This window comes from Streptomyces canus, assembly GCF_001514145.1.
In the GTDB taxonomy this organism is placed as follows: Bacteria; Actinomycetota; Actinomycetes; order Streptomycetales; family Streptomycetaceae; genus Streptomyces; species Streptomyces canus.
Window position 1 is genome coordinate 725,999 of record NZ_KQ948656.1, and the last position, 23,206, is coordinate 749,204.

General features: G+C 70.5%; 18 protein-coding genes. 5 read left to right on the forward strand and 13 right to left on the reverse strand.

Features of this window, described 5'->3' with window-relative positions; genetic code table 11:
- Positions 1 to 30: 30 nt before the first annotated feature.
- Together AQJ46_RS03200 and AQJ46_RS03205 are read right to left on the reverse strand one after the other, a co-directional pair.
- A complete protein-coding gene (locus tag AQJ46_RS03200; RefSeq protein WP_107117191.1) occupies positions 31 to 1,041 on the reverse strand; it encodes a zinc-binding dehydrogenase in 1,011 nt (336 codons plus the stop codon).
- Between the two features lie 65 nt (positions 1,042 to 1,106).
- On the reverse strand, positions 1,107 to 2,006 hold the full coding sequence (locus tag AQJ46_RS03205) for a helix-turn-helix domain-containing protein (protein WP_059204086.1): 900 nt from the start codon (positions 2,004 to 2,006) through the stop codon (positions 1,107 to 1,109).
- Between the two features lie 188 nt (positions 2,007 to 2,194).
- Between AQJ46_RS03205 and AQJ46_RS03210 the strand changes: the two genes are divergently transcribed.
- Both AQJ46_RS03210 and AQJ46_RS03215 read left to right on the forward strand, forming a co-directional pair.
- Positions 2,195 to 3,115, forward strand: a complete 921-nt coding sequence (locus tag AQJ46_RS03210) for an alpha/beta hydrolase (RefSeq protein WP_059204087.1) — start codon at positions 2,195 to 2,197, stop codon at positions 3,113 to 3,115.
- Positions 3,116 to 3,608: 493 nt separating this feature from the next.
- Positions 3,609 to 5,372, forward strand: a complete 1,764-nt coding sequence (locus AQJ46_RS03215) for a serine/threonine-protein kinase (protein WP_079072090.1) — start codon at positions 3,609 to 3,611, stop codon at positions 5,370 to 5,372.
- A gap of 31 nt (positions 5,373 to 5,403) precedes the next feature.
- Here AQJ46_RS03215 and AQJ46_RS03220 read toward each other — a convergent pair whose 3' ends face one another.
- Positions 5,404 to 6,918 (reverse strand): FG-GAP repeat protein, encoded by a 1,515-nt coding sequence (locus AQJ46_RS03220; protein WP_208616864.1) that lies wholly within the window; start codon positions 6,916 to 6,918, stop codon positions 5,404 to 5,406.
- 179 nt (positions 6,919 to 7,097) lie between these two features.
- On the reverse strand, positions 7,098 to 7,523 hold the full coding sequence (locus AQJ46_RS03225) for a VOC family protein (protein ID WP_059204088.1): 426 nt from the start codon (positions 7,521 to 7,523) through the stop codon (positions 7,098 to 7,100).
- Positions 7,524 to 7,681: 158 nt separating this feature from the next.
- Here AQJ46_RS03225 and AQJ46_RS03230 point away from each other — a divergent pair, with 158 nt between their 5' ends.
- Positions 7,682 to 8,938, forward strand: a complete 1,257-nt coding sequence (locus AQJ46_RS03230) for a hypothetical protein (protein WP_059204089.1) — start codon at positions 7,682 to 7,684, stop codon at positions 8,936 to 8,938.
- 3 nt (positions 8,939 to 8,941) lie between these two features.
- Here the strand turns inward: AQJ46_RS03230 and AQJ46_RS03235 are convergent, their stop codons facing one another.
- From AQJ46_RS03235 to AQJ46_RS03250, 4 genes are all read right to left on the reverse strand, one after another.
- Complete coding sequence (locus tag AQJ46_RS03235) at positions 8,942 to 9,895, reverse strand: expansin EXLX1 family cellulose-binding protein (protein WP_059204090.1); 954 nt, start codon at positions 9,893 to 9,895, stop codon at positions 8,942 to 8,944.
- A gap of 55 nt (positions 9,896 to 9,950) precedes the next feature.
- On the reverse strand, positions 9,951 to 11,204 hold the full coding sequence (locus AQJ46_RS03240) for a 4-hydroxybenzoate 3-monooxygenase (protein WP_059204091.1): 1,254 nt from the start codon (positions 11,202 to 11,204) through the stop codon (positions 9,951 to 9,953).
- Between the two features lie 105 nt (positions 11,205 to 11,309).
- A complete protein-coding gene (locus AQJ46_RS03245) occupies positions 11,310 to 13,199 on the reverse strand; it encodes a glycoside hydrolase family 97 protein (RefSeq protein WP_059204092.1) in 1,890 nt (629 codons plus the stop codon).
- Positions 13,200 to 13,224: 25 nt separating this feature from the next.
- Positions 13,225 to 15,534, reverse strand: coding sequence for a glycosyl hydrolase family 95 catalytic domain-containing protein (locus tag AQJ46_RS03250; protein ID WP_059204093.1), 2,310 nt, complete (start codon positions 15,532 to 15,534; stop codon positions 13,225 to 13,227).
- A gap of 464 nt (positions 15,535 to 15,998) precedes the next feature.
- On the opposite strand from AQJ46_RS03250, the gene AQJ46_RS03255 reads away from it, so the two are divergent.
- Positions 15,999 to 17,186, forward strand: a complete 1,188-nt coding sequence (locus tag AQJ46_RS03255) for an acyl-CoA dehydrogenase family protein (RefSeq protein ID WP_059204094.1) — start codon at positions 15,999 to 16,001, stop codon at positions 17,184 to 17,186.
- Positions 17,187 to 17,220: 34 nt separating this feature from the next.
- Here AQJ46_RS03255 and AQJ46_RS03260 read toward each other — a convergent pair whose 3' ends face one another.
- Both AQJ46_RS03260 and gap read right to left on the reverse strand, forming a co-directional pair.
- Positions 17,221 to 17,913, reverse strand: a complete 693-nt coding sequence (locus AQJ46_RS03260; RefSeq protein WP_059204095.1) for a haloacid dehalogenase type II — start codon at positions 17,911 to 17,913, stop codon at positions 17,221 to 17,223.
- Between the two features lie 110 nt (positions 17,914 to 18,023).
- Positions 18,024 to 19,022: a type I glyceraldehyde-3-phosphate dehydrogenase gene (gap, locus tag AQJ46_RS03265; protein WP_059204096.1), complete on the reverse strand. Its 999-nt coding sequence runs from the start codon at positions 19,020 to 19,022 to the stop codon at positions 18,024 to 18,026.
- Positions 19,023 to 19,312: 290 nt separating this feature from the next.
- Between gap and rox the strand changes: the two genes are divergently transcribed.
- Complete coding sequence (gene rox / locus AQJ46_RS03270; RefSeq protein WP_059204097.1) at positions 19,313 to 20,776, forward strand: rifampin monooxygenase; 1,464 nt, start codon at positions 19,313 to 19,315, stop codon at positions 20,774 to 20,776.
- Here rox and AQJ46_RS03275 read toward each other — a convergent pair.
- Genes AQJ46_RS03275 through AQJ46_RS03285 form a run of 3 tightly spaced genes read right to left on the reverse strand, consistent with a single transcriptional unit; the run spans position 20,760 to position 23,194 of the window.
- Positions 20,760 to 21,716 (reverse strand): GlxA family transcriptional regulator, encoded by a 957-nt coding sequence (locus AQJ46_RS03275; RefSeq protein WP_059204098.1) that lies wholly within the window; start codon positions 21,714 to 21,716, stop codon positions 20,760 to 20,762. The genes rox and AQJ46_RS03275 overlap by 17 nt on opposite strands.
- A 20-nt stretch (positions 21,717 to 21,736) precedes the next feature.
- Positions 21,737 to 22,165 (reverse strand): OsmC family protein, encoded by a 429-nt coding sequence (locus AQJ46_RS03280; protein ID WP_059204099.1) that lies wholly within the window; start codon positions 22,163 to 22,165, stop codon positions 21,737 to 21,739.
- Between the two features lie 57 nt (positions 22,166 to 22,222).
- On the reverse strand, positions 22,223 to 23,194 hold the full coding sequence (locus AQJ46_RS03285; RefSeq protein WP_059204100.1) for a phosphotransferase enzyme family protein: 972 nt from the start codon (positions 23,192 to 23,194) through the stop codon (positions 22,223 to 22,225).
- Between the last annotated feature and the right edge of the window lie 12 nt (positions 23,195 to 23,206).

Genomic DNA, 23,206 nt, shown 5'->3' on the forward strand with positions numbered 1-23,206 from the left:
GGCCGACAGCCACCGGCCGTGATCAACTTTTCAACGGTCCTCATGTCGGACGCGGACGACGAGCTTCCCGGTGGCGCGGTCGTGTTCCATGTCGTCGTGGGCCCGCGGCACCTGCTCCAGGCCGTCGTAGACGCGGTCCACGGGAAAGGCCAGCCGGCCCGTGGCGACGGCGTCGAGGATCTCCTGGAAGGCCTCCCGAGGCAGGTCGGCGGCGTCCCCGAAGTAGCCGGCGAGGCGTACACCCCTCGGCAGGTACTCGTTCGGGGAGAAGTCCCGGACCGTCCATTGGTTGGAGAGGCTGCCGCCGAAGCAGGCCGTGCCGTGTACGCGTACCGCGCGCAGAGTGTCGGGCAGGGTCGGTGTGCCGACCAGGTCGAGGGCGGCGTCGACGCCGTGCGGGTACAGCTCGCGTACGGCGGGCGCGACCTCGCCGGTGTCGAGGAGGGGGTGGTCGACACCGTGCTCCGACAGGAGCGTGAGGCGGTCGGCCCGCCGGGTGGTGGACAGCACCGTGGCGCCGCGCCAGGTGGCCAGCGCGGCTGCTGCCAGGCCGACCGAGGAGGTGCCGCCGCGGATCAGCACGGACTGGCCGGGCTGCAGGTCGAGTCCGGTGGTGAGCGAGCCGTAAGCGGTCTGCACCATCTCCGGCAGGGCGCCCAGCACCTCCCAGGGCAGGTCGGTGTCGACGGGGATGACCTGGGAGAGCGGCACCGAGGTGTACTCCGCGTAGCCGCCGTCGTAGGTGCGCCCCATGTCGCCCATCATCGCCACGACCTTCTGCCCGGGAACCAGCCCGCTGCCCGCCGGGGCCGCATCGACCGTCCCGACGGCCTCGATGCCCGGCACCCGGGGAAAGCCGACACCCACGCTCAGGCCCAGCCGGAGCTTCAGCTCCGAGCGGTTGAGGCCGAACGCCTCGACGCGGATCCGAACCCAGCCGTCCTTCTCGGGCGGGAGCGGGAGCGTGGTCAGCCGCAGGTTGTCCACGGGTCCGGGAGCGGAGAGCCGGACGGCGCGCATGGTGCTCGGTGAGGACGTCATGAGCCTGCTTTCCACCCGGGGCGGGAGAGTCGGTCGGCGGTGGTCAACGTGCGGCCGCTGCGGGTTCATTCCCGACTCGTCCCGGATCTCCGCCGGGAGGTCGTCATGCCCAGGTGGTCATCGCGTCCGGTCCCCCACGAGGCGAGGATGCGCAAGGCGTCGTGGGAGGGCGTGCCGGGTTCGGCGGTCAGGATCATCAGGCGTTGTCCGGAGCCGTCGGGGGCGGCCCAGGTGTCGCAGTCGAGGGTGAGGTCGCCCACCGTGTGGTGGCGGTAGTGCTTGGTGCCGTAACTGGCGCTGTTGACGTGGTGTTCGGCCCACCACGTGCGGAAGTCGGGGTCCTGGAGGGACAGTTCGCCGACGAGCCGAGCGAGGTCGGGATCGTGGGGATCGGCCGCGGCCTCCATGCGCAGCGCGGCGACGGCTTCCCGGGCATCGTGGGCCCAGTCCTGGTGCAGCTGCCGGACCACTGGATGCGTGAACACCAGCCGCAGGTAGTTGCGCCGATGGGCCGGGAGGGCGGCGAAGTCGGTGTAGAGGGCCGCGGCGGCGGGATTCCAGGCCAGGATGTCCAAGCGGTTGCCAAGGACGAGCGCGGGGGTTTCGGTGAGCTGGTCGAGCAGGCGTCGCATGGCCGGGCGCAGGCGTTGGGCGGGCCGGCGACGACGTGGGCGGGCGTCGCTTCGGCCGGCGAGTTCGTAGAGGTACTGCTGCTGGTCGTCGTCGAGGCGCAGCGTGCGGGCCAGAGTGGTCAGCACGGGTACGGATGCCCGGACGCGGCCCTGTTCCAGTCGTGTGTAGTAGTCCACGCTGATGGCCGCGAGCTGGGCGACCTCCTCGCGGCGCAGTCCGGCGACCTTGCGGGCGGAGTCCCTCTCGGGAAGGCCGCACTCCCCCGGTGTCAGCTGGGCCCGGCGGGCCTTGAGGAAGGCGCCCAGCGCCCGGGAGTCGGAGTCCGAAGTCATGCTCACCAGTGTCGATGCCCCGCGACGACGGCACATGGGTGAGGGGGCAAGTTCTTTCCCGGGCAGAAACCTGACTCTCCCGCCTGTGCGGAGGCTGGCGGAACGTGGACGTGCACCCCGCGGGGTGGGACCCGAGCCCGCCGCGCCGGTGCGTCACGACAACACATCACTTCTCAGGGAGGTCTTTCATGGCCCGGACCACCGTCAGCTTCGACAGCGCCGGCATCCCGCTCGCCGCCCACCTTTACACCCCCGACACACCGGCGCCGGGTCCGCGGCCGGCACTCGTGGTCGGTCACCCCGGCACCGGCGTGAAGGAACAGACCTCCGGTACGTACGCGGGGCTGATGGCCGAGCGCGGTTTCGTGACACTCGCCTTCGACGCCGCCCACCAGGGCGAGTCCGGCGGGCTGCCCCGGGGCCTGGAGGACCCCGCTCAGCGGGTGGAGGACTTCAAGGCCGCCGTCTCCTACCTCACCACCCGTGACGACGTCGACGCCGACCGCATCGGACTGCTGGGCATCTGCGCCTCCGGCGGCTACTCGCTGGCCGCCACCGGCGGCGACCACCGCGTCAGGGCCGTGGCCACGGTGTCCACCGCCGAACCGGCCCGTCAGTTCCGCCTCGGGGCCGACGGCACCCAGGACCCGGCGGTCTTCCAGGCACTGCTGGACGCCGCCGCGGCGGCCCGCAGCGCCGCGGCACGCGGCGAGGACCCCGGCACGATGACCATGTTCCCGGAGACGGCGGAGCGGGCCCGCGCGCTCGGCGGCGAGCACGGCGTCGAAGGCTTCGCGTACTACTGCACCCCGCGCGGCCGGCACGAGCGCTCCGCGAAGACCCTCGCCTGGGAGAGCATCGACAGGATGGCCATCCACGACGCCTTCGCCGCTGTCCCGCTGATCGGCCCCCGCCCCGTGCTCCAGGTCATCGGCGAGCGCGCCGTCACCGCGTGGATGGCCGTCGAGGCCCACCAGCGCGCCACGGGCCCCAAGGAGATCCACTGGATCAAGGACGCCAGTCACGTCGACCTCTACGACAAGAAGCAGTACATCGACCCCGCCGTCGACAAGCTCACCGACTTCTTCACCACCCACCTCACCGGCTGATCCGTTCCCCGGCACTCCGCCCGGCCGGCGTCACTCGGTGGACAGAGCGCCGAGTCGAGGCCTGATCAGACCATCGACAAGTCGATTCGGAGCATGTAGCGGCCGTGCGCCCTTCGTTGGTCGGCGACCAGGTCGCCCCGGGGCGATGGTGACGGAGGTGCGGTAGCGGCTCGGACGCAGCCGGCTGGGCCCCGGTCGCCCCCTGAGAGGACGCGCTGAAGCTTCCCCCGAACACTGCGCGCCTTATTGGGATTCGACAATGACGTCCGGATGAGCGAGTGGGATAACTCCGCTTTGTGCCGCATGAGTTGTCAGGCTGTGGCCAAAGCCTGTGCATTCGACCCTTTGACCATCGTCACGCCGGGCGCCGGGGAGTGCCAAACTCGGCGGTCACGCGCTCGGCCGATTTCCTGAACGTGTGCACGGGCTGCGTTACGCTCATCACCCGCTTCGGGGGAACTGGCGTGCATCGAACGTGACTTCGGGGGATTTCTTGTCGGGACAGCGGTCGGCGTCGGCGGACGACGCGGCTGCCGCACTGCGGCAGACCGGTGCCTTACCCCTGCGCCTCGGCGACCCGAGGCGCGTCGGACCCTATGCGCCGGTCGCGCTGCTCGGCAGTGGTGGCATGGGACGGGTGTATCTGGCGCGTCCCGCGGACGACAGCCCGGGCCTGGTCGCGGTGAAGGTGATCAGGCCGGAGTACGCGGAGGATCCCAGGTTCCGGCGCCGGTTCGAGCGCGAGGCGGCCGTGCACGCCCGCCTTCGTACCCCACACGCACCGCGACTGTGCGGCACGGGCTTCGAGGACGAGTTGCTGTGGATGGCCACGGAGTACCTCCCCGGCTTCGATCTGGCGGAAGCCGTGAAGGCGTACGGCGCCCTGGAGACGGCAGCGGTCTGGCGGCTGGTGGCGGAGCTGGGGCAGGCACTCGCGAGCCTCGCCGTCGAGGAGATCGTGCACCGGGACCTGAAGCCGTCCAACGTGCTGCTGTCCGTCCGGGGCGCGCATGTGATCGACTTCGGTATTTCCAAGGCCGCTGACGCGAGCGCGATCACCGGCACGGGCAACCGGGTGGGGACTCCGGCCTACATGTCGCCCGAGCATCTGAGAGAGGGCCTGTCCGACACGGCGTCCGACGTGTTCTCGCTGGCCGGGACTCTGGTCTACGCGGCAACGGGGCGTGCCCCGTTCGGCGACGGCACCGGCGTCGACGTGATGCACCGGGTGGCGTACGAGGACCCGAACCCCGAGGTGGTCGGTGAGATCGCGGAGGCGGACGCGGAGCTCGGTTCGCTGCTGACCGCCTGCCTCGACAAGGAGCCCGCGCGGCGGCCCACTCCGCAGGAACTGATCGACGCCGCGGGGTCACGCCCCGTGCCGGCGACCTGGCCGGAGCCGCTGGGCGGCAAGGTGCTCGCCCGGCAGCAGGCGTACGAGGCGCTGCACCATCTGCCCGTCGAGGGCATCAGCCGTCTCCGGTCGCCGGGCGGCCTGCCGCTGCCCCCGTCCGTCCGGGTGCCTGAAGCCGCTCCGCGCGATGCGCGGTCACCGGAGAAGGACGAGAGTTCCGTAGCCGCTCCTCCCGCGCCCGGACGGCCGGACCCGGTGGAAGTCCCCGCCCGGAGCCGTAGGAGAGCGTTACGGGTCGCCGTCGCGGGCATGGCGATCTGTGTCGTGGCTGCCGTGGCTTTACTGCTCATCCGTCAGGATCCTCCCGCGGTCGCATCCCCGAAAGCCGGTGCCACCAGGACAGACGGCACCGGCACCCGCGACGGCTCCAGCGGATCGGTGTCCCCGAGTACGAGCGGACTGACCCGCCCGGACGTCGACGGCGCCGTCGAGGAGGACCGCGACGCCAGGACGGGGACCGCCTCGCCGGAGCCCGAGGCCTCGGGCTCCGGCGGCAGCCAGGACGACAACGCGGTGCCTCCCGGTGACACTCCGTCCGCCGCGCTCTCCCCCACGCCGTCCGCCGACAGCCCGTCCGCCGGGACCGACACCGCGCCCTGGCTCGCGGAGTGCACGTACTACGCCGGCAACGGCCGCACCCGCCTCGGCGACAGCGGCAAACGCGTACAGCAGGTGCAGTGCATCCTGACCGAGCGCGGATACAGCGTGGGAAGCACCAGTGTGGACGGTGAGTTCGGTCCGGACACGGAGACCGCGGTCCAGGCCTTCCAGAGCGAGCGGGGGCTGAACGCCGACGGCGTCGTCGGGCACGACACCTGGGTCGCCCTGCGCAGCGCCGGGTGACGACCCCGGCCCAACGGCCCACGCGCCGCGTTCACTCGTCGATCACCGAGCCGAAGTGGGCACCGTGGGCGCTCCCGCCGAGGGCGGCGGCGCCGTAGGAACGCGAACCCTCGGCGAGCAGTCCCTTGCCGCTCGCGGGCAGCAGCCACACCGCTCCGTCGCCGGCGTTCTCGTCGGGCGCGGCGGCCAGCAGCTCGGCCCGCCCGTCGCCGTCGGTGTCCACCAGCCGCACCTGGCCGCCCCAGCCGTCACCGGCCTCGACGGCTCCGGGGATGCCCGGGGTGTCCTGGTCGAAGGACTGGGCGCCGGTGCCGGTCAGGCCCTCCTGCGCGCCACGCAGCAGCCACACCGCACCGGCACCGGCTTCGCCGTCCACGTCCTCGCCCGGCGCGCCGACCGCCACGTCGGCCAAACCGTCACCGTCGACGTCCGCGACGGACAGGTCGTTGCCCCAGGAGTCGTCCCTCTCCCCGGCTCCGGGCACGCCCGGGGAGTTCTGCGACCACCATTGCGGGGCGGTGCCGGGGCCCTCCATGCCGGCGGGCCCGTCATCACCGCCGTAATAGACGCCGACCAGCCCGCCGGGCGCTTCCGCGTCACCGGCCGCCTCGTCCACGGCGCTGAGCTGGCCGACGACGAGGTCGTCGTAGCCGTCGCCGTTGATGTCGCCGGAGGCGGTGCCCAGTCCGCCGTGCAGGTCGCGACCGTAGCTCAGGCCTTCTGCGCCACCCGTGTAGTAGGCGGACCAGCCCTTGGTGTAGTCGTCATCGAAGCTGTAGCCGGAGACGACGAGGTCGGCGAAGCCGTCGCTGTCGTAGTCGCCGGTGGTCAGGTAGGCGGCCTGGAGGGAGTGACCGGTGGAGTGCGGGGTGCCGACCTGGCGCAGGACGCCGGCGTGGTACGTGAAGACGTGCAGGCCCGCCTTCTGGTCCAGGACGACGAGCTGGTCGCCGTCGATGTCCCCGGTGAACCGGGCCGCGGCCACCGCATGGCCGAACCGTGCGCCCTCGGCGGGCGTGGCGGCGGCGACGGTCGCGGTGCGCCCGGTGTCGAGGCCGTTCGCTGATCCGTGGACGACGGTCACCCGGCCCGCGTCCTCGACGGTGCCCTCGTCCTCGCCGGGCGTGCCGATGACCGCGTCGTCGTAGCCGTCACCGTCCAGGTCGCCGGTCGCGACCGCCTGTCCGAAGTGGTCCCCGGTCTCGGAGGTTCCGGGCACGCCCTTGGTCGACTGGCTGAGGAGCTGGACCCGGCCCTTGGGCACGGTGGTGTTGGTGCCGATGCCGTTGGGGGCGCCGTACTGCACGGTGACGTACCCGGCGCCCTCCTCGCCGTCGACGGTGCCCTCCGGGACGCCGGTGAGGAGGTCGCTGTAGCCGTCGCCGTTGAAGTCGCTGTTGCGGTCGGCGGCGGAGGTGCCGCCCGGGACGCCCGCGAACGCGGTCGGCGCGGCCAGGATGCCCGCTCCCGCCAGCAGCAGGAAGGAGGCCGCTGCGACGGCGGCCGAACCTGCGGCACGCCGCTTGGTGCGCATGGTGATGCTCATGTCTGGTCCCCCCGTGGAATGTTGACGGTCCGTCAGTCGGCTGGTCCGGCCGACTGCCCTTTGATGCAACGCAGGGTTCGACACGACGAGTCCGGAACAAGTTGTGGGGCCCAGGCGTGCTGTGACACGCCAGTGACGTCCGTGGCCGCACCACGACATCCCGGGGCGGACCCGTAAGATCAGTGCACCGGCTCGCCGATGCCCAGCAGGTTGCCCTCGCTGTCGCGGAACCAGGCCGCGCGCTCTCCTCGGGCGTTCTTGCTCGGATAGTTGCCGTCGATGTCGGCGATGCCGTTCTTCGTGCGGAAGCCGGGGAGGTCGACCTCCTCGAAGACCACGCCACGCTGCTGCAGCTGGGAGACGACGGTCTCGATGTCGTCCACCTCCCATCCCATCTGGGTGAAGGTGCCGTGCGAGGCCCCTGTCGACCGGAAGAGGGCGAAGTCCGTGCCCCCGCAGCGGTACAGCAGTCCGCCGGGGCGTTCGTCGACGGGCTCGAGCCCCAGCTGCTCGGCGTAGAAGCGCCGGGCCCGGTCCAGGTCCTGCGCGGGAAGCCTGGTCGCCACGCGACCCCGGGCCAGGATGTTCCTGTCGTCTGCGGTCATACCTCGACTGTGCGCCGGTTCGCCGCCGTGTGCCGGGCGCGCCCTCGCGGGTGGAGCAACCGAAACCATCATGACAGGTCAGCGGCCGTTTTCGTAGGACGGACGGCACAGCTCGAACGTCTTGTCCGGCTGCTGCTCCGGATCTCAGAATTCCCGTCATGGATCACTCAGAAAAGGTCGATCAGGACGCGGTGTTGCGGGCGCGCACGATGCTGCTCGGATCCGGCCGACTGGAGCTCGGGCGCCGGGTCGAGGCGTACCGGGTGCTTTCCGCCGTGAGTCCTTTGACCTATCTCCCGAAGCTGGTGGAGGCGTTGCTGTCCTACGGATACGCGCAGGAGGCCGGGAATCCGGCGGAGGTCCAACTGGCCCGTCGAGCCGAGGCCGTGGCCGCGGCGCGAGCCATCGACGACAAGGATCCGAAGAAGACCGATCTGCTGGTCCGTGCCCTGGACGCCTTTCGGCACCAGCTGTATCTCCTCGGCCGCCGGACCGAAGGATTCGCCATGTGCGAGGAGATGGCCGAGGCCGGGAAATCAGGATTCGAACGCGGTCAGGTGAAAAGCCCCGTGTACGGACATGGACCGCTGGTGGTCGTTCTGGCCGAGGAGGGCCGGTACCAGGAAGCCGCGGAGTGGTGCGAGCAGATGGTCCGATCCGAGCACGAGCAGGAATCGGCGGAACTGCCGTTCTGGGACATGGTCGAGTGGGTGGCCGCGCTGGACGCCTCCGGACGTCACGAGGCCGCTGTGGAAGTCCTCGCGGAGCTCGTGGACGACACCCGCGCGAGATGTGCCGAGGACGACACCGCACTGGCCATCCTGACGTGGGAGCTGGTCCACCAGGCCGGGTTGCTGGATGGCGTGGGGCGCCGCGCCGAGGCCGTGGTGGCCCGGCAGGAGGCCCTCGCCCTACTCACCGAGTTGGACCTGACGGGGGAGCGCAAGAGCTGGAGCAACATTCACTCGTGGTGGGGCACGCTGTTCGCCATGTCCGGCCGTTCGGCGGAGCCGGTGCCGTCCGCGAGTGCGCCGGGCCCGTCTTTCGGTTCGGCTTTTCTCCAATGGTCGCCCGACATCAAGCAGGCCTACTTCGGCAGCATGGCGTCCCTCAAAGAGCAGGTCGAGGAACTGCGGGAGGCAGCAAGGACCGATCCGGGCAGGCATCTGCCCGAACTGGTCGCCGCGCACCGAAGACTCATGATCCGGTGTGCCGTCTACCGGGAGAACCGGAGCCATCTCATTCTGAAGCCGCTCCGGCCCGTATTCAATGAACACGTGGATCTCGCCCGCTGTCTCGCCGACAAGGAAGTGCTGGCCCGTGCCCTGACGGACCGTTCCATGTTCCTTCTCGCCGCCCACCAGTACGGCGAGGCCTACGACGATTTCGTGGAAGTCTGCGAGCTGTTGAACTGACGGTCAGTGCTGGGCGAACTGGACCCGGGTCGGCTGCACGACGTCCGGCCTCACGCCGATACCGTCGATTTCCAGTTGCTCGCCGTAGATGTCGGTGATCCTGATCGCGCCACCGCATCCGCTGCCCTGCTCGGAAAGGAAGTAGTTGTAATCCGTGCGGGGCAACTCCTTCCAGCCGGAGGCGGTTTCGAGTTCCAGTCGGGCCAGCGGGTTGCGGTGGCCGATCGCCTGGACACCGCACCAGTAGCGGCTCGATCCGGTCTTGTACCGGATCGAGACCGTGTCGGAGGTGCTGGGGCTCAGCAGGCTCCAGGTGATCGGGATCCGGCCCTGCACGGGGGCGGCGAGTTTCGCGAACGCCTGCGGGCTGAGGTCGAGTTGGCCGGGTGCGCAGGGCAGGGGGCACTCGTTGGTGATGCGGACCGTGACGGAGGCGCCGCTCCCGGCCCGGACGCGGATGTACGCCCCGCACGCCTTGGACGTCTCGTAGTCGGTGTGGTTCATCGCCGCGGTCATGACGTCGCTGGTGGGGCCGTACAGGCAGGCGCCGTCGCCGTTGCCCACGTCGTAGAAGGTGGCCACCCCGTCGTATGAGACGCCCGGTTTGATCCGTCCGGTCAGCGATGCCGAGGCGGACACCTTCCGCGCCGGGCGCGAGGCCGGCGCCGTCGACGGCCGGGGTGACGCGGTGCTCGCGGTGGCCTTCGGGCTGCCTGTGCGGGCGGACGGGGAAGGGGATGCCGAGGCGGGCTTCGACTCCTGTGCCGTCGGGGTGGGCGTGCCACGGGTGGCGGCGACGGCCGTGGCCGCGGCCGAGTCGGCGGCGTCGGTCTCGTGGTCAGGGCCGAAGGTGACGAACAGTGCCGCCACGAGCGCGACGACGACGGCGACGGACGCCGAGACGAGGGCCGTGCGCCGCCTGCCCGACGACGAGGAACGATGCGAACGAGATGCCACTGGTGCGTCCTTCGGTGATCCGTGCAAGCCTCCGGCGGAGGGTGCTTCCGACTCGTCAGTCGCCGCCGAGCGCGGAAAGGTTGCCGGGGACTTCCCGGGCCATCGCGTCCCCGGTCGGGTCCAGTCCCGTCATGAGTTCCGCGAAGGCACTGGCGGCGGCCGGGGAGGTGAAGAGACGGTCGAGGCGGGCGCGGGCGAGGTTACGCAGGAAGGGCTCGGCGTCGCCCGCGTCGTGGAGGGTCCGGGTGAGCCAGTGGGAGAACTCCTGGTCGTTCCAGACGCGGCGCAGACAGCGCGCCGAGTAGGTGTGCAGGGCGGTGTCGTCGCCCTGGACCGAGTCGCGCACGGCCCGGGCGAAGAGATCGGCGTCGTACAGGGCGAGGTTCATGCCCTTGCCGCCCATGGGTGACACGATGTGCGCCGCGTCGCCGACCAGGAAGAGACGGCCGTATCGCATGGGGTCGTGGACAAGGCTGCGGAGCCGGAAGATCTCGCGGTCGGTGATCGGACCGGACACGAGGCCGGGGTCGCCGAGCCTGGTGCGCAGGGCGTCCCAGACGCGGGTATCGGGCCAGGCGTCGGGGTCGTCGTCGGGCGGACACTGGAGGTAGTAGCGGCTGGACCGCGGCCCGCGCGGGAAGTGAGCGGCGAAGCCCTCCCGGCTGACGGCCAGAAGGGGGTGGGCCGGGGGCGGGGCGTCGGCCAGGACGGTGAGCCAGCCGATGCCGTGGTCGAAGGCGTACGTGGTGAGGGCGCCGTCGGGGACGGTCGTACGGCTGACGCCCCGGTCGCCGTCGCAGCCGGCGACGAAGTCGCACGTGATCGTGCGGGGCGTGCCGTCGGCGGTGCGGTAGCGGACGGTCGGGCGGTCGCCGGTCAGGTCGTGCAGGGAGACGTCTGCGGCCTCGAAGCGCAGGTCGCCGCCGTCCTCGAGATAGGTGGTGGTGAGCTTCTGCACGAGGACCTGCTGAGGGCACAGGCGGGCCGGAGGGCCGTCGGAGCCGTCGCTGTCGGACACCAGACGGCTGCGGCCGTCCACCCGGAACTCCAGGATGCCGTCGTACGGGACACCGCCGAGGACCCGGTCCGTCAGCCCCCACGAGTCGAACATGCGGACCGCTCGCGTCTCGACGATGCCGGCCCGCTGGCGCTGCGCCACATGGTCGCGGGAGCGGCGTTCCAGGACGACGCAGTCGATGCCGCTGTGCCGCAGCAGCGTGGCGACGGCCATCCCGGCCGGCCCCGCGCCGATCACGACGACGGTCGTGGATTCGGCGGAATCCTGCAACTGTCCTGTTTCTTCGGCCACTTGGGCACCTCCGAAGCCAGCCTAGCGAGGAGGGTGGCCGAAACGAGCCGGATCCGATCAGCACAGGCACGGCTGATCGGATCCGGCTCCCGGAACTACGGTGCGTCAGCGGTAGCAGGTGGTGAGGCCGGGCCGCCACGGGCAGGCGAGCGCGGCGAAGCCGCCGTTGGCCACGACATCGACGCTCAGTGTGTCGCCGCCGCGCAGGACCTTCCGGTCCTGGACCAGGCCGTCGGCGCCGTCCCGGATCGTCTCCACCAGCCACCGGCCCGGACCGAGGGACAGCGGCACCGCGGCCGTGCGGGCGGCACCGGCGTAGACGCCGCCCAGGAACCAGCGCTCGCCGCTGCGGCGGGCCAGCACGGCTTCCTGACCGGGTTCGCCGGCGAGGAGGCGGGTGTCGTCCCAGGCCGCGGGGACCTGGTCGAAGTAGGCCCGGGCGAGCGGCCGGGCCTCGTACGACTCGGGGGTGCCCGCGAACATCTGCAGCCCCGACTCGTAGACGACGCTGAGACCGACCTCGGCCGCGTCGGAGTTGGGCCGCAGACCGACGCGCTGGAAGGCGCCGGGCGTGAAGTCCATGGAGCCGATGACGTTGCGGGTGAACGGCAGGGTGGTGAGATGGGCGGCGGTGTTGGTGCGCTTCTCCTCGCCGGCGACGCCCTCCAGGGTCATGACCTGCGGCCAGGTGCGCTGGATGCCCTTGGGAATCGTGGAGCCGTGGAAGTCGATCATGAGGTGGTGGGTGGCGGTCTCCTTGAGGATGGCGTCGTACCACTGGAGCATGGGCTGCGCCTCGGAGTTCATGAAGTCGATCTTTACGCCCTTCACACCCCACTTCTCCAGGGTCGGCAGCCACTGGGCGCGTTCCTCGGGGGTGTCGAGGTCACGCTGGTGGATCCAGACGATGATGCCGACGCCCTTGGCGCGGGCGTAGTCGACGAGCTCCGGCATCCAGCTGTTGGTCTGCCAGTTCGGGTCGGTGGTGTCCCATTCGTCGGTCTTGAAGTACCAGCCCGCGTCGACGGCCTCGTAGGGCCAGTTCCGCTGCGCGCCGTAGTCGACGAAGGCCTTCTGCGCCGTCAGGCTCTGGCCGGCTTCGCGGCCGCCGGCGAGCCAGGTCCACAGCACGGTGCCGGGCCGGATCCAGGAGGGGTCGGCGACTTTGGAGGCGGGGGCGAGGTCGTCCGTGAAGGTGGACCGGGTGACGGTGGCGAGGTCACCGGTGACCATGGCCCGCCACGGGGTGACGAGGGGGCCGTCGCTCTTCACCCGGTCGTCGGCGAGCTTGATGCGGTAGGTGCCGGTGCCCTGGGTGTGGGCGAGGCGGGCACCGGAGTAGGCGCCGGTGAGGTCGGACTCGGCGAGCAGGGTGTAGCCGCCGTCGGTCGCGAACAGGGCCTGGTCGGAGTACTCACCGGTGGGCGCGGTCGACGCCGTGTACTGGACGAACTGGCCTTCGTTGTCCACCCGGTAGGTGCCGAGCCAGCTCTTCGCGTCAGCCGGGAGATTGAAGGCGGACGTCTCGCCGAGGACGTCACCGGATCCCGCGGGCAGGGCATAGCGGTAGGCGATTCCGTCCGCGGAGGCGCGGACGACGAGGTCGACGCGGGCACCCGCGGCCGTGGTGAAGGAGAGACGGGTCTCGTTCATGCGGACGAGACGGTCCAGGCGCTTGCCGGACTTCGCGCGGTAACGCTCTTTCACCGTACGGCTCTTGCGGTGCAGGAAGCGCAAGTCCTTGGACAGGTCGGCCCGTTCGGTGACGATGCCGACGGGCGACGGTTCGATCACCGTACGGCCGTCCCGGGACACGGCGAGGCTCAGCGTGCCCGTGGCGTCGTCGAGGGTGACCTGCGCGCGCGGCGCGTGTGCTCCTGCGGACAGGGACCAGGCCTGGTCGTGCTGTTCGGCCTGTGCGGGTGCTGTGGTGAGGAGTGCGGCGGCCAGCGAGGCGCAGAGTGCGGCGACCGCGGTTCTGATCGGAACTGCCATCGGAAACCTCCGAGTTGTGTGGCCTTTACGGCAGACCCCAGGCCGGTCCCGGCTCGCTGACGGCAACGGGCGCGACGCTCAGGTCGGGGCGGGAGCCGGTGTGGACGAGCACCTCGCGGCCGCGGGGCAGGTCGATGGCGAGGGTGCCGTCGCCGAGGTCGCGGGTGCGGGCCGGGGTGCCGTCGTCCAGCACCGCGGTGAGCTGCCCGGTGAGGCCGTGCCGGAGCTTGAGGGGTTCGCCCGCCAGGCTCCTGACCCTGATGAAGCGGGTGGCCCCCGCCTTGCGGACGGCGCTGACCAGGAAGGCGCCCTCGGTACGGAAGTTGTGCAGGGTGAGGTCCGCCCAGGCGGTCGGGACGGCCGGGAAGACGCGGATGACTCCGCCCCAGCTCTGGCAGAACATGTCGTGCAGGGACTGCGAGGCGGACAGCGGGGTCTCGATGACCGGACCGGCCTCCGTGTAGTGGGTGTTGGCCCGGCACGGGTAACGGGTGGTGGGGTCGAAGAACTTGCGGAGGTAGGTGATCGCGGTGTCGCCGTCGCCGCTCATGGCGTACATGGAGGCCGCGCCGGTGTAGCTGTAGCCGCGGTGGGCGCCGGTCAGCGCGTGCCAGTGGACCAGCGACCTGGTGATGAGGTCGCGGTTCTCGGGCTGGTCCCAGTTGACGAGGTAGAGCGGATAGACCATCAGCAGGTGCGAGTAATGGCGGTGGGACTGGGCGTAGGGGGTGTCGGCACCGATCATGAAGCCGTTGGCGTCGACCGGGTAGGGCGTGAGTCTGGCCAGCACCTCCTGCCAGCGCGGGGCCAACTCGTCGTCGACGCCGAGGAGTTCGGCGGAGTCGAGGAGGGTCTGGCAGGCCCAGCGGATCAGGGCCAGGTCGTAGTTGGTGTCCTGCGGCGGTACGACGGGGTATTCGGGCGAGAGGGTGCTGGGCAGGTGGAGCTTGCCGTCGCTGCCCGGGGTGAGGAAGTGCAGGTAGTAGTTGATGGCCCGGCGCAGCACCGGGTAGATCGTGTCGCGCAGCAGGGACTTGTCCATGGAGTGGCGGTACGACAGCCACACGTTGTGCAGGGCCCAGGTGAGGTCGCCGGTCTCGGCGCCGGTGCCGGGCCGGCCGACGCCGCGGTTGGCGAACATGTCGGAGCTGCGACCGACGCCGGAGCTGTCGGCGCGGTAGGCGGCCGGCACGTTGGCGATGAGCTGTTCCTGGTTCTGGCGCAGTGTGGTGGCGAGGGAGTCGAGCTCCGGGTGGTTGAAGCCGTGGATGAGCCAGTACTCCAGTTGGACGTTGAGGTTCCACCAGACCGCGGGCCAGGGCGTGGGCTCCAGCCAGGGTCCGGACGTGGCCATGACGGGGCCGCCGGCGCGGCTCGCGGAGGCGACCTTGTAGAGCTGGATCCAGTGGAAGCTCTGGAGCCGCTGGTCGGGGAACGAGACGAAGCTCTTGCGGTAGAACTCGTGCCACCAGTCGGTGTGGCGGCTCCTGAGCGTGCTGTACGACTTCGCGCGGCGGAGGTTGCGCAGCGAGTCGGGTTCCGCAGTGGTGTCGGAGGGGTGGCTGTGGCCGACGCTGAGGAGCAGGTCGTCGCCGGTGCGGCGGTGGGCGGTGGCGGTCTGGCCGCCGCCGGTGAGGGGCTGCAGGACCTGTTCGGTACCGTCGGCGGTCGTGCGCGTGACCCAGGCCGGGTTGGCGGTGTAACCGGCGGGCGGGGCTTCGCTGATCTTGCGGGGGCTGATGGCCTCCTCGGGATGGAAGGTCCAGGTGGCCCGTTCACCGCCTGCGGCCTTGACCCGGACGGCCAGGACCTCGTCGTGGATGAGGGCGGCGAGGGTGAGGGTGCCGGCCGTGGTGGTGACCGTGCCGGTGAGTTCGGCGTTCCACAGGCTCAGCCGCCAGTCGACGGCGGTGATGGTGCCGGCCGGTTCGAGGGTGAGGTGGCCTACCGGGAGACGGCAGGTTCCCCAGCCGCTGCCGAACTCGGGGCGGTGGTCCTGGACCCGGCCGTGCTGGACGGTGAAGCGGATCTGGTTGGCGCCGGGCTCCTGATAGATCATGCTGCCGAGTCGGCCGTCGCCGAGGAAGGGGCCCTCGTACCAGAGGGTGGGCAGCCTGGTCCACAGCAGGTCCTGGTCGCGCAGGAATCGGGCCCACGCGCCGTCGGTGGTCATGGTGTCCCGGAGTTTCCAGGGGCGTCCGGCGGCACCTGGTGAGGACATCGGTTCTTCGGCGTGGGCCGTACCGGGTAACGCGGCCGCCGCGGCTCCGCCCAGCGCGGTGCCGAGTACGGCTCTGCGGGCCGGTTGCGCGTGTCTCTCCGGCTGTGAGGTCATCGTCGTCCTCTCTACCTGACGGATCCTCGATACATCGGGTGTATCGGGGAACCTAAGAGGCTCTCCTGTACCTGTCAATGACTTCAACATCATGCGCATCGCGTGGCAGTCAGGGAATTCATGGGGTTCCTCGCCGTGGAGACCCCAGCCAGCAGGCCTAGGCCAGCTCTTTGATCCATCCGATGTATCTGCGCCGTTCAGGACTCGGGCGCAGCTGGTAGCCGAGCTCGCGGGAGCTCTCCTCGTGGACCTTCTCGAACACCAGCGACTCCTGGTGGCTGATCCGGCGGGGCCGAGCTGAGCCCGAGCGACGACCTCCGTCGCCGCCTCCTCCACCACGGCGTGATCAAGTTCGCCGGACCATCTCGGGGCGTCAACAGCACGGCCTGAAGGGGCCGTTGACACCCCACAGGTTCGGCGTCACGGTGAGGGTTCCCTGCGCAACGGGCCCCGGAGGTCTTGCCTTGGCTGGTTCATCCGCACCGAACCCGGACGCCGAACTCGTCGAACGCGTACGGAAACTGCAGCCTCTCATCCGCTCGCACGCCCTGCGCACCGAACAGGACCGCCGGGTGACCGGCGAGGTCGTGACGGCTCTCACGGACGCCGGGGTCCCCCGCATGAACGTGCCCCGCCGGTACGGCGGTTACCAGACCTCGGTGCGTACCCAGGTCGACGTACTGAGCGAGGTCTCCGCCGCATGCGGGTCGACGGGGTTCGTGGCGCTGATCCAGGCCGGGTGCGCGTTCATCGCGGCGCTCTTCCCGGACGAGGCGCAGGACGAGATCTTCACCGGCCCCGACGTGCGGGTCAGCGGCACCCTCATACCGAAGGCGAAGGCCCGCCCGGTGGACGGCGGTTACGTCGTCGACGGTACCTCTCCGTTCGCCACCGGCTGCCAGGACTCCGACTGGCACCTGCTGACCGCTGTGGCGGACTCCGGGGACGGCCGTCCACCGGATCTGCTGTGGTCGGCCGTCCCGATGACCGACCTCGACGTGCTCGACGACTGGCACGTCTCCGGTCTGGCCGGGAGCGGCAGCAACAGTGTCGTCGCCCAGGACGTCCACGTGCCGGCCCACCGCGTCCTGCCCCTGGGACCGTTGCTGGGCGGGTCCTTCCCCTCGCGGCGCAACAGCGCCGACCCCTTCTACGGCATGCCCGTCCTCCTGCTGTTCTGTGCCTGGACGGCGGCCGGCGCCCTCGGTCCGGCCCGGGCGGCGCTGGCGGAGTTCGGCGAGCGCATCCATCAACGGGGCATCACCTACACGATCCACGAGCACCAGCACACCGCTGCGGTGACGCATCTGCAGTTCGCCGAGGCTGCGATGAAGATCTCCTGTGCCGAACTGCTCACCGCCGACTTCGTCTCGCTGATCGACGCCCGGGTCGCGGACGGCAATCCGTACACACCCGAGGAACGGGCTCGGATCAGGGCCCAGTCCGGCTATGTGGCGCGCCTGTGCAAGGAGGCCGTCGACCTGATCGGTTCCGCATCCGGCGCGTCGTCGCTGCATCTGGAGGTGCCGGTCCAGCGTGCCGTGCGGGATCTCAACGCCCTGAGCCTGCACTCCTTCGTCAACCCCGCCGCCAATCTGGAGCTGTACGGGAGGGTGTTGTCCGGGTTGGACGCCGGTACGCCGTTCCTGTAGCCCCCGGTCGGGACGCCGGTGCGACGACGGGGACCTACCTGCCCGTCAGCGCGACGACCAGTTCGTCCAGTCCGTCGAACCGTCCGTCGAAGTCGTCGCGGCCCGTCGGCGGGTCCCCGACGGGCCGGTGGACATAGGCGGTCCGCATCCCCTTCGCCTGGGCTCCACGCAGGTCCCAGGCATGAGCGGCCACCATGAGGACGCGGTCCGGTGCGCATCCGGCGGTGTCGAGGGCGAGTTGGTACACCTCCGGGGCCGGCTTGTAGGCCTGGACGGTCTCGGCGGACAGGGCCTGGTGCCAGCGGAGTCCGGCATGGGTGTTGAGCCGGAGCAGAGCCGTGTGTGCGGCGTTGGAGAGCCCGAGCACGGGAAAGCGCCGGGACAGCCGCTCGAGTCCGGCCAGGGAGTCGCCCCAGGGAGGCAGTCGCTGCCCCGAGGTGGCCAGCCGAGCCACGGTCGGCGGATCGGTGAACCCGGCGCGGGCGGCCACCAGTTGAGCGGCCTCTGCGTCGATGACCGAGGTGTTGGCGTACGCGCGGTTTCCTTGGCCGATGCGTTGCTGCTGTCTCTCGCCGTACTGCTGCCACAGCGCAAGCAGTTCGTCGACCTGCGACTCGTCGGACGTGGGCACCGCTTCGCGGATCCCCGCCCGGAGCCCGCTCGGTTCGTCGACGAGAGTGCCGAGGACATCGAAGACGACGACCTCGATGTCACGGATCACGGCCATACGGACTCCCGTTCACGCCGATGTCACCTGCTCGACCGGTGATGATCCTGCCACTCGGAATCATCACCGGTCAAGACGGTCACGCGCGCCTGTACGCGTCCGGGAGCCGGTCAGCCGTTGGCCAGGAGCTCCAGCGTGTCGATCACACGGTTCGAGAAGCCCCACTCGTTGTCGTACCAGGCGACGACCTTCACGTGGCGGCCCTCCACGCGGGTCAGGGCCGAATCGAAGATCGACGAGGCGGGATTGCCCGTGATGTCCGAGGACACGAGCGGGTCCTCCGAGTACTCGAGGACGCCCGCGAGGGGGCCCTCGGCGGCGGAACGGTAGGCCGCCAGTACGTCTTCGCGGGTCACGTCACGCGCGACGGTCGTGTTCAGCTCGACGAGGGAGCCGACGGGGACCGGGACGCGGATCGAGTCACCGGACAACTTGCCGTCCAGGTTCGGCAGCACCAGGCCGATCGCCTTGGCGGCGCCGGTCGTCGTGGGCACGATGTTGACACCGGCGGCGCGGGCGCGACGGGCGTCGCGGTGCGGGCCGTCCTGGAGGTTCTGCTCCTGCGTGTAAGCGTGCACGGTCGTCATGAAGCCGTGCTCGATGCCGGCGAGCTCGTCGAGCACCGAGGCGAGCGGTGCGAGCGCGTTGGTCGTGCACGAGGCATTGGAGACGATCGTGTGCACGTCCGGGTCGTAGGCGTCGGTGTTGACCCCGTACGCCAGGGTGACGTCGGCACCGTCCGAGGGTGCGCTGACGAGTACCTTCTTCGCGCCCGCGTCGAGGTGGGCGCGGGCGGCCTTGGCCGAGGTGAACCGTCCGGTGGCCTCCAGCACGATGTCGACGCCGAGTTCGGCCCACGGCAGCTGCGCCGGTTCACGCTCGGCGAGCACGGTGATGCGACGGCCGTCGACGACCAGGGTGTTCCCGTCGACGGTCACCGGACGGCCGAGACGGCCGGCCGTGCTGTCGTAGGCGAGCAGCCTCGCGAGGGTGGCGGGCTCGGTGAGGTCGTTGACGGCGACGACCTCCAGGGCGCTGTCGCGTTCGAGGAGCGCGCGCAGCACATTGCGTCCGATGCGGCCGAATCCGTTGATGGCGATGCGAGTCATGAATGGTGTCCCTTCCCTATGCCCACCAGGTTCGCGCGCGGCATCGACCGCTGACAGTGGCGGGATCGCCATGGTTCAAAAGGATCGCGCCACACACTCTCCGGAAAGGGTTGGACGGAGCAGTCCCCGGGCTTGTAGCTTGCAGTCGACCGCGACACCGCCCCAGGAGGTGAGACCCGTGAACGCTGTATCGATGTGGGTGCTCCCCCTTGCCGTCACGGTCGGGCGACTGACGTAGGTGTCGCCGGGAGCGCCTCCACAACAAGGCACTCCCGAAAGGCAACCCCCTCATGTTCGACGTGATCATTTCCGGGTGCGGGCCGACCGGCGCGATGCTGGCCGCCGAACTCCGGCTGCACGATGTGCGGGTTCTCGTCCTGGAGAAGGAAACCGAGCCTGTGTCGTTCGTCCGCATCGTCGGTCTGCACATGCGCAGTCTTGAGCTGATGGCCATGCGCGGACTGCTGGACCGCATGCTCGAACACGGAAGAAAGCGTCCGGCCCGCGGATTCTTCGCCGCCATCGACAAGCCCGTGCCCAAGGGCCTGGATTCCGCGCACGCCTATCTGCTGGGCATCCCGCAGCCGGCGATCGAGCGTCTGCTCGAAGAGCATGCGACCCACTTGGGTGCGCAGGTCCGGCGCGGTGGCGCGGTGACCGGTTTCGAACAGGACGACGAGGGAGTGACCGTCGAGCTGGCCGACGGCGAACAGCTGCGTTCGCGCTATCTCGTCGGCTGTGACGGCGCGCGCAGCACGGTGCGCAAACTGCTCGGCGTCGGTTTCCCCGGTGAGCCCTCGCGGACCGAGACGCTCATGGGCGAGATGGAAGCGGGTGTACCGCCGGAGGAGATCGCCGCCAAGGTGAGCGAGATCGGCAGGACGAACAAGCGCTTCTGGCTCCGGCCCTTCGGCGAAGGCGCATACAGCGTCGTAGTCCCCGCCGCAGGAGCCGGCGACCGCGCGGAGCCGCCGACCCTGGAGGATTTCAAACAGCAGCTGCGCGCCATCGCCGGAACCGATTTCGGCGTGCACTCCCCGCGCTGGTTGTCCCGCTTCGGGGATGCCACCCGGCTGGCCGAACGCTATCGGGTCGGACGGGTGCTGCTGGCCGGCGACTCGGCGCACATCCATCCGCCCACCGGCGGGCAAGGTCTCAACCTGGGCCTTCAGGACGCCTTCAACCTCGGCTGGAAACTGGCCGCGCAGATCCGCGGCTGGGCGCCGGGAACACTGCTGGACACCTACCAGGCCGAACGCCGCCCGGTCGCCGAGGACGTGCTGGACAACACCCGCGCCCAGATGGAACTGCACTCCACCGAACCGGGCCCGCAGGCCGTGCGCAGGCTGCTCACCGAACTGATGGACTTCGACGAGGTGAACCGGTATCTCATCGAGAAGATCACCGCGATCGCCATCCGCTACGACTTCGGCGAAGGTCCCGACCTGCTCGGCCGCCGCCTCCCCGACCTCGACGTGAAACACGGCCGCCTCTACGGTCTGCTGCATCGAGGCCGCGGCCTGCTGCTGGACCGCACCGAACGCCTGACCGTCGGCGGCTGGGCGGACCGGGTCGACCACCTCGCGGACCCCACCGCGGCCCTGGATGTGCCCTGCGTCCTGCTGCGCCCCGATGGTCACGTCGCCTGGATCGGCGACGATCAGCAGGACCTGGACGACCAACTCTCCCGCTGGTTCGGCAGCCCGGCCCGGCCGGACCGCCGCTCAGCTCACACGGCTACTCGCCCCGCGTGAAGGTGCGCCGGTACTCGCTCGGCGTCGTCCCCAGGATCCGCTGGAAGTGCAGGCGCAGGTTCGCCCCGGTGCCGAGCCCGACGTCGGTCGCGATCTGCTCGACACTCCGCTCCGAACGCTCCAGCAGCTCGCGGGCCATGTCGATGCGGGCGCGCATGACCCACTGCATCGGCGTGTATCCGGTCTCCTCGACGAAGCGCCGTGAGAAGGTGCGCGGCGAGACCGCGGCCTGGCGCGCCAGGAGGTCGAGGGTGAGGGGTTCGTCGAGTCGGTGCAGGGCCCATTCCCGGGTGGCGGCGAAGCGCTCACCGAGCGGCTCGGGCACGCTGCGCGGCACGTACTGCGCCTGGCCGCCACTGCGGTAGGGGGCCGCGACCAGGCGCCGGGCCGCGTGGTTGGACGCGGCCACGCCGAGGTCGCCGCGCAGGATGTGCAGACACAGGTCGATGCCGGAGGCGGCGCCGGCCGACGTCAGCACGCTGCCCTCGTCGACGAACAGCACGTTCTCGTCGACCCGGACGTGCGGATGTTTCGCCGCGAGCGCCCTCGCGTAGTGCCAGTGGGTCGTGGCGCGTCTGCCGTCGAGCAGGCCGGTCGCGGCCAGCGCGAAGGCGCCGGTCGAGATGGCGGCCAGCCGCGTGCCCCGGCCGTGGGCGGCGACCAGCGCCTCGACGACGGCCGGCGGCGGATCCTCACGGTCCGGGAACCGGTAGCCGGGGATGAAGACGAGGTCCGCCCAGGCGAGCGCCTCCAGACCGTGGGCGACGTGGTACGACAGCCCGTCCCCACCGCTCACCAGCCCCGGGGCCGCACCGCACAGCCGCACCTCGTACGGCATGCTCGCGCGGGTGGTGAACACCTGCGCGGGGATGCCGACGTCGAGTGGCTTGGCGCCTTCGAGGACGAGTACGGCGACGCGGCGAAGGCGGGAGGCGGACACGGGGACAGGCTACGCAGAGGTCAGGCGTCCTCGATCGTCGCCGTGACGGGCGTGCCGATCTCGACCGTACGGCTGACCGTGCACAGGCGGTCGTGGGAGGTCTTCACCGCGCGGGGCAGGATGGTGCGGGCCCGGTCCGCGCCCTCGCCGTCGGGGAAGGTGACAGTGAAGGTGACCGCGAGGTCGGTCAGCCGGTTGCCGAGCTCGTCGTTGATCTTGTTGCCGCTCACCTCGACGGAGAACGAGGTCGGCTCGGCATGACGGCTCGTGGCGAGGTCGACGTCCACCGCCGTGCAGCCGCCGAGCGCGGCGAGGAGCAGTTCGACCGGGGTGAACTCGCTGTCGGAACCGGTGCCGAAGCTGATGGTGCCGCCACGGGTGTTGGTGGCGACGAAGTGGCCGGTACTGGTGCGCTCGACGGTGACGGACCGCGCGGAGTTTTCGCTCATGCCGAGGACATTAGTCCGACGTGCCGAGCGGTGCCCGCGGGCGACAGTGCCGGTACGTCACCACTCGGCCTCCAGCGCCTCCACCAGCCGGGAGATGGCGCTCAGATCGGGCAGGCCGCGCAGCTTGGCCACGGCCTCGCGGCTGCCGAACGCACGCTGCTCGGCGGGCCTCGCCGGATCGACCGCGCAATCGGCCTGTACGTACACGTAGTTGAGGTCGGTCGCGAAGAGCATCGAGAACGCGTCCAGGTTCTTGATCACCGCGCGGCCCCCGGCGTCCCGGTAGGCGCGCACCAGGCGCCGTGCCGCATCTGCGTCGAAGCGGTTGCCACCCGACCACACGTGGACGGCACGGGCCAGTTCACGCTCCGCCGAGACGGGCCCGGCGTTGTCCCAGTCGAGCAGGACAGGTCCGTCGGGGCCGACCAGGACGTTCTGCGGCCGCATGTCGAGATGGGAGGTCACCACGTCTCCGGGGGACGACGGCGAGACATGCCGCGCCAGCTCAACGGCTGTCGTGGCCACGAACCGGCCCAGCTCCCCCGCCCAGGGCAGGCCGGCCCGCTCCACCTTCCCGAGCAGTTCGGCCCAGTCGGACTCCGGGTTGCACCGTTCGTACCAGCCGCTCGGTGTTCCGCTCGTGCCCTCTCCCGCCTTGTGCAGGATGGCGAGCGTACGGCCGCACCAGCTCAGGGTCGCCGGGTCCGACGGGTCGGCCGCGGTGCCGTCGACCCAGTCGTACAGCTTCACGTAGGAACCCTCAGGGAGCCGTACGGCATGGGCGCCGGTGCGGTCGGGCAGGAGACGGGGCGCGGAGATGCCCAGCGTCTCCGCCGCGTCGCGCAGTGCGGACTCGGCGCCGACGTCCGGCTCGTCCTTCTCGAAGAGCAGCTCCTTCACCGCCCAGGCGGTGCCGTTCCCGGACAGCTTCCAGATCTGTCCCAGGGCACCGCGGGCGACGGGCGTCATCGTCCAGTCCCCCGCGCCGAGAGCGTAGGTGTCCGCGATGAGTTCACCCGTGTTCCGCATACAACTCCCCAG

Coding starts and splice junctions, on each gene's coding strand:
- AQJ46_RS03200 (WP_107117191.1), bottom strand. CDS start 1,041: ATGACGTCCTCACCGAGCACCATGCGCGCCGTCCGGCTCTCCGCTCCC.
- AQJ46_RS03205 (WP_059204086.1), bottom strand. CDS start 2,006: ATGACTTCGGACTCCGACTCCCGGGCGCTGGGCGCCTTCCTCAAGGCC.
- AQJ46_RS03210 (WP_059204087.1), top strand. CDS start 2,195: ATGGCCCGGACCACCGTCAGCTTCGACAGCGCCGGCATCCCGCTCGCC.
- AQJ46_RS03220 (WP_208616864.1), bottom strand. CDS start 6,918: ATGAGCATCACCATGCGCACCAAGCGGCGTGCCGCAGGTTCGGCCGCC.
- AQJ46_RS03225 (WP_059204088.1), bottom strand. CDS start 7,523: ATGACCGCAGACGACAGGAACATCCTGGCCCGGGGTCGCGTGGCGACC.
- AQJ46_RS03230 (WP_059204089.1), top strand. CDS start 7,682: ATGGATCACTCAGAAAAGGTCGATCAGGACGCGGTGTTGCGGGCGCGC.
- AQJ46_RS03245 (WP_059204092.1), bottom strand. CDS start 13,199: ATGGCAGTTCCGATCAGAACCGCGGTCGCCGCACTCTGCGCCTCGCTG.
- AQJ46_RS03250 (WP_059204093.1), bottom strand. CDS start 15,534: ATGACCTCACAGCCGGAGAGACACGCGCAACCGGCCCGCAGAGCCGTA.
- AQJ46_RS03260 (WP_059204095.1), bottom strand. CDS start 17,913: ATGGCCGTGATCCGTGACATCGAGGTCGTCGTCTTCGATGTCCTCGGC.
- gap (WP_059204096.1), bottom strand. CDS start 19,022: ATGACTCGCATCGCCATCAACGGATTCGGCCGCATCGGACGCAATGTG.
- rox (WP_059204097.1), top strand. CDS start 19,313: ATGTTCGACGTGATCATTTCCGGGTGCGGGCCGACCGGCGCGATGCTG.
- AQJ46_RS03280 (WP_059204099.1), bottom strand. CDS start 22,165: ATGAGCGAAAACTCCGCGCGGTCCGTCACCGTCGAGCGCACCAGTACC.
- AQJ46_RS03285 (WP_059204100.1), bottom strand. CDS start 23,194: ATGCGGAACACGGGTGAACTCATCGCGGACACCTACGCTCTCGGCGCG.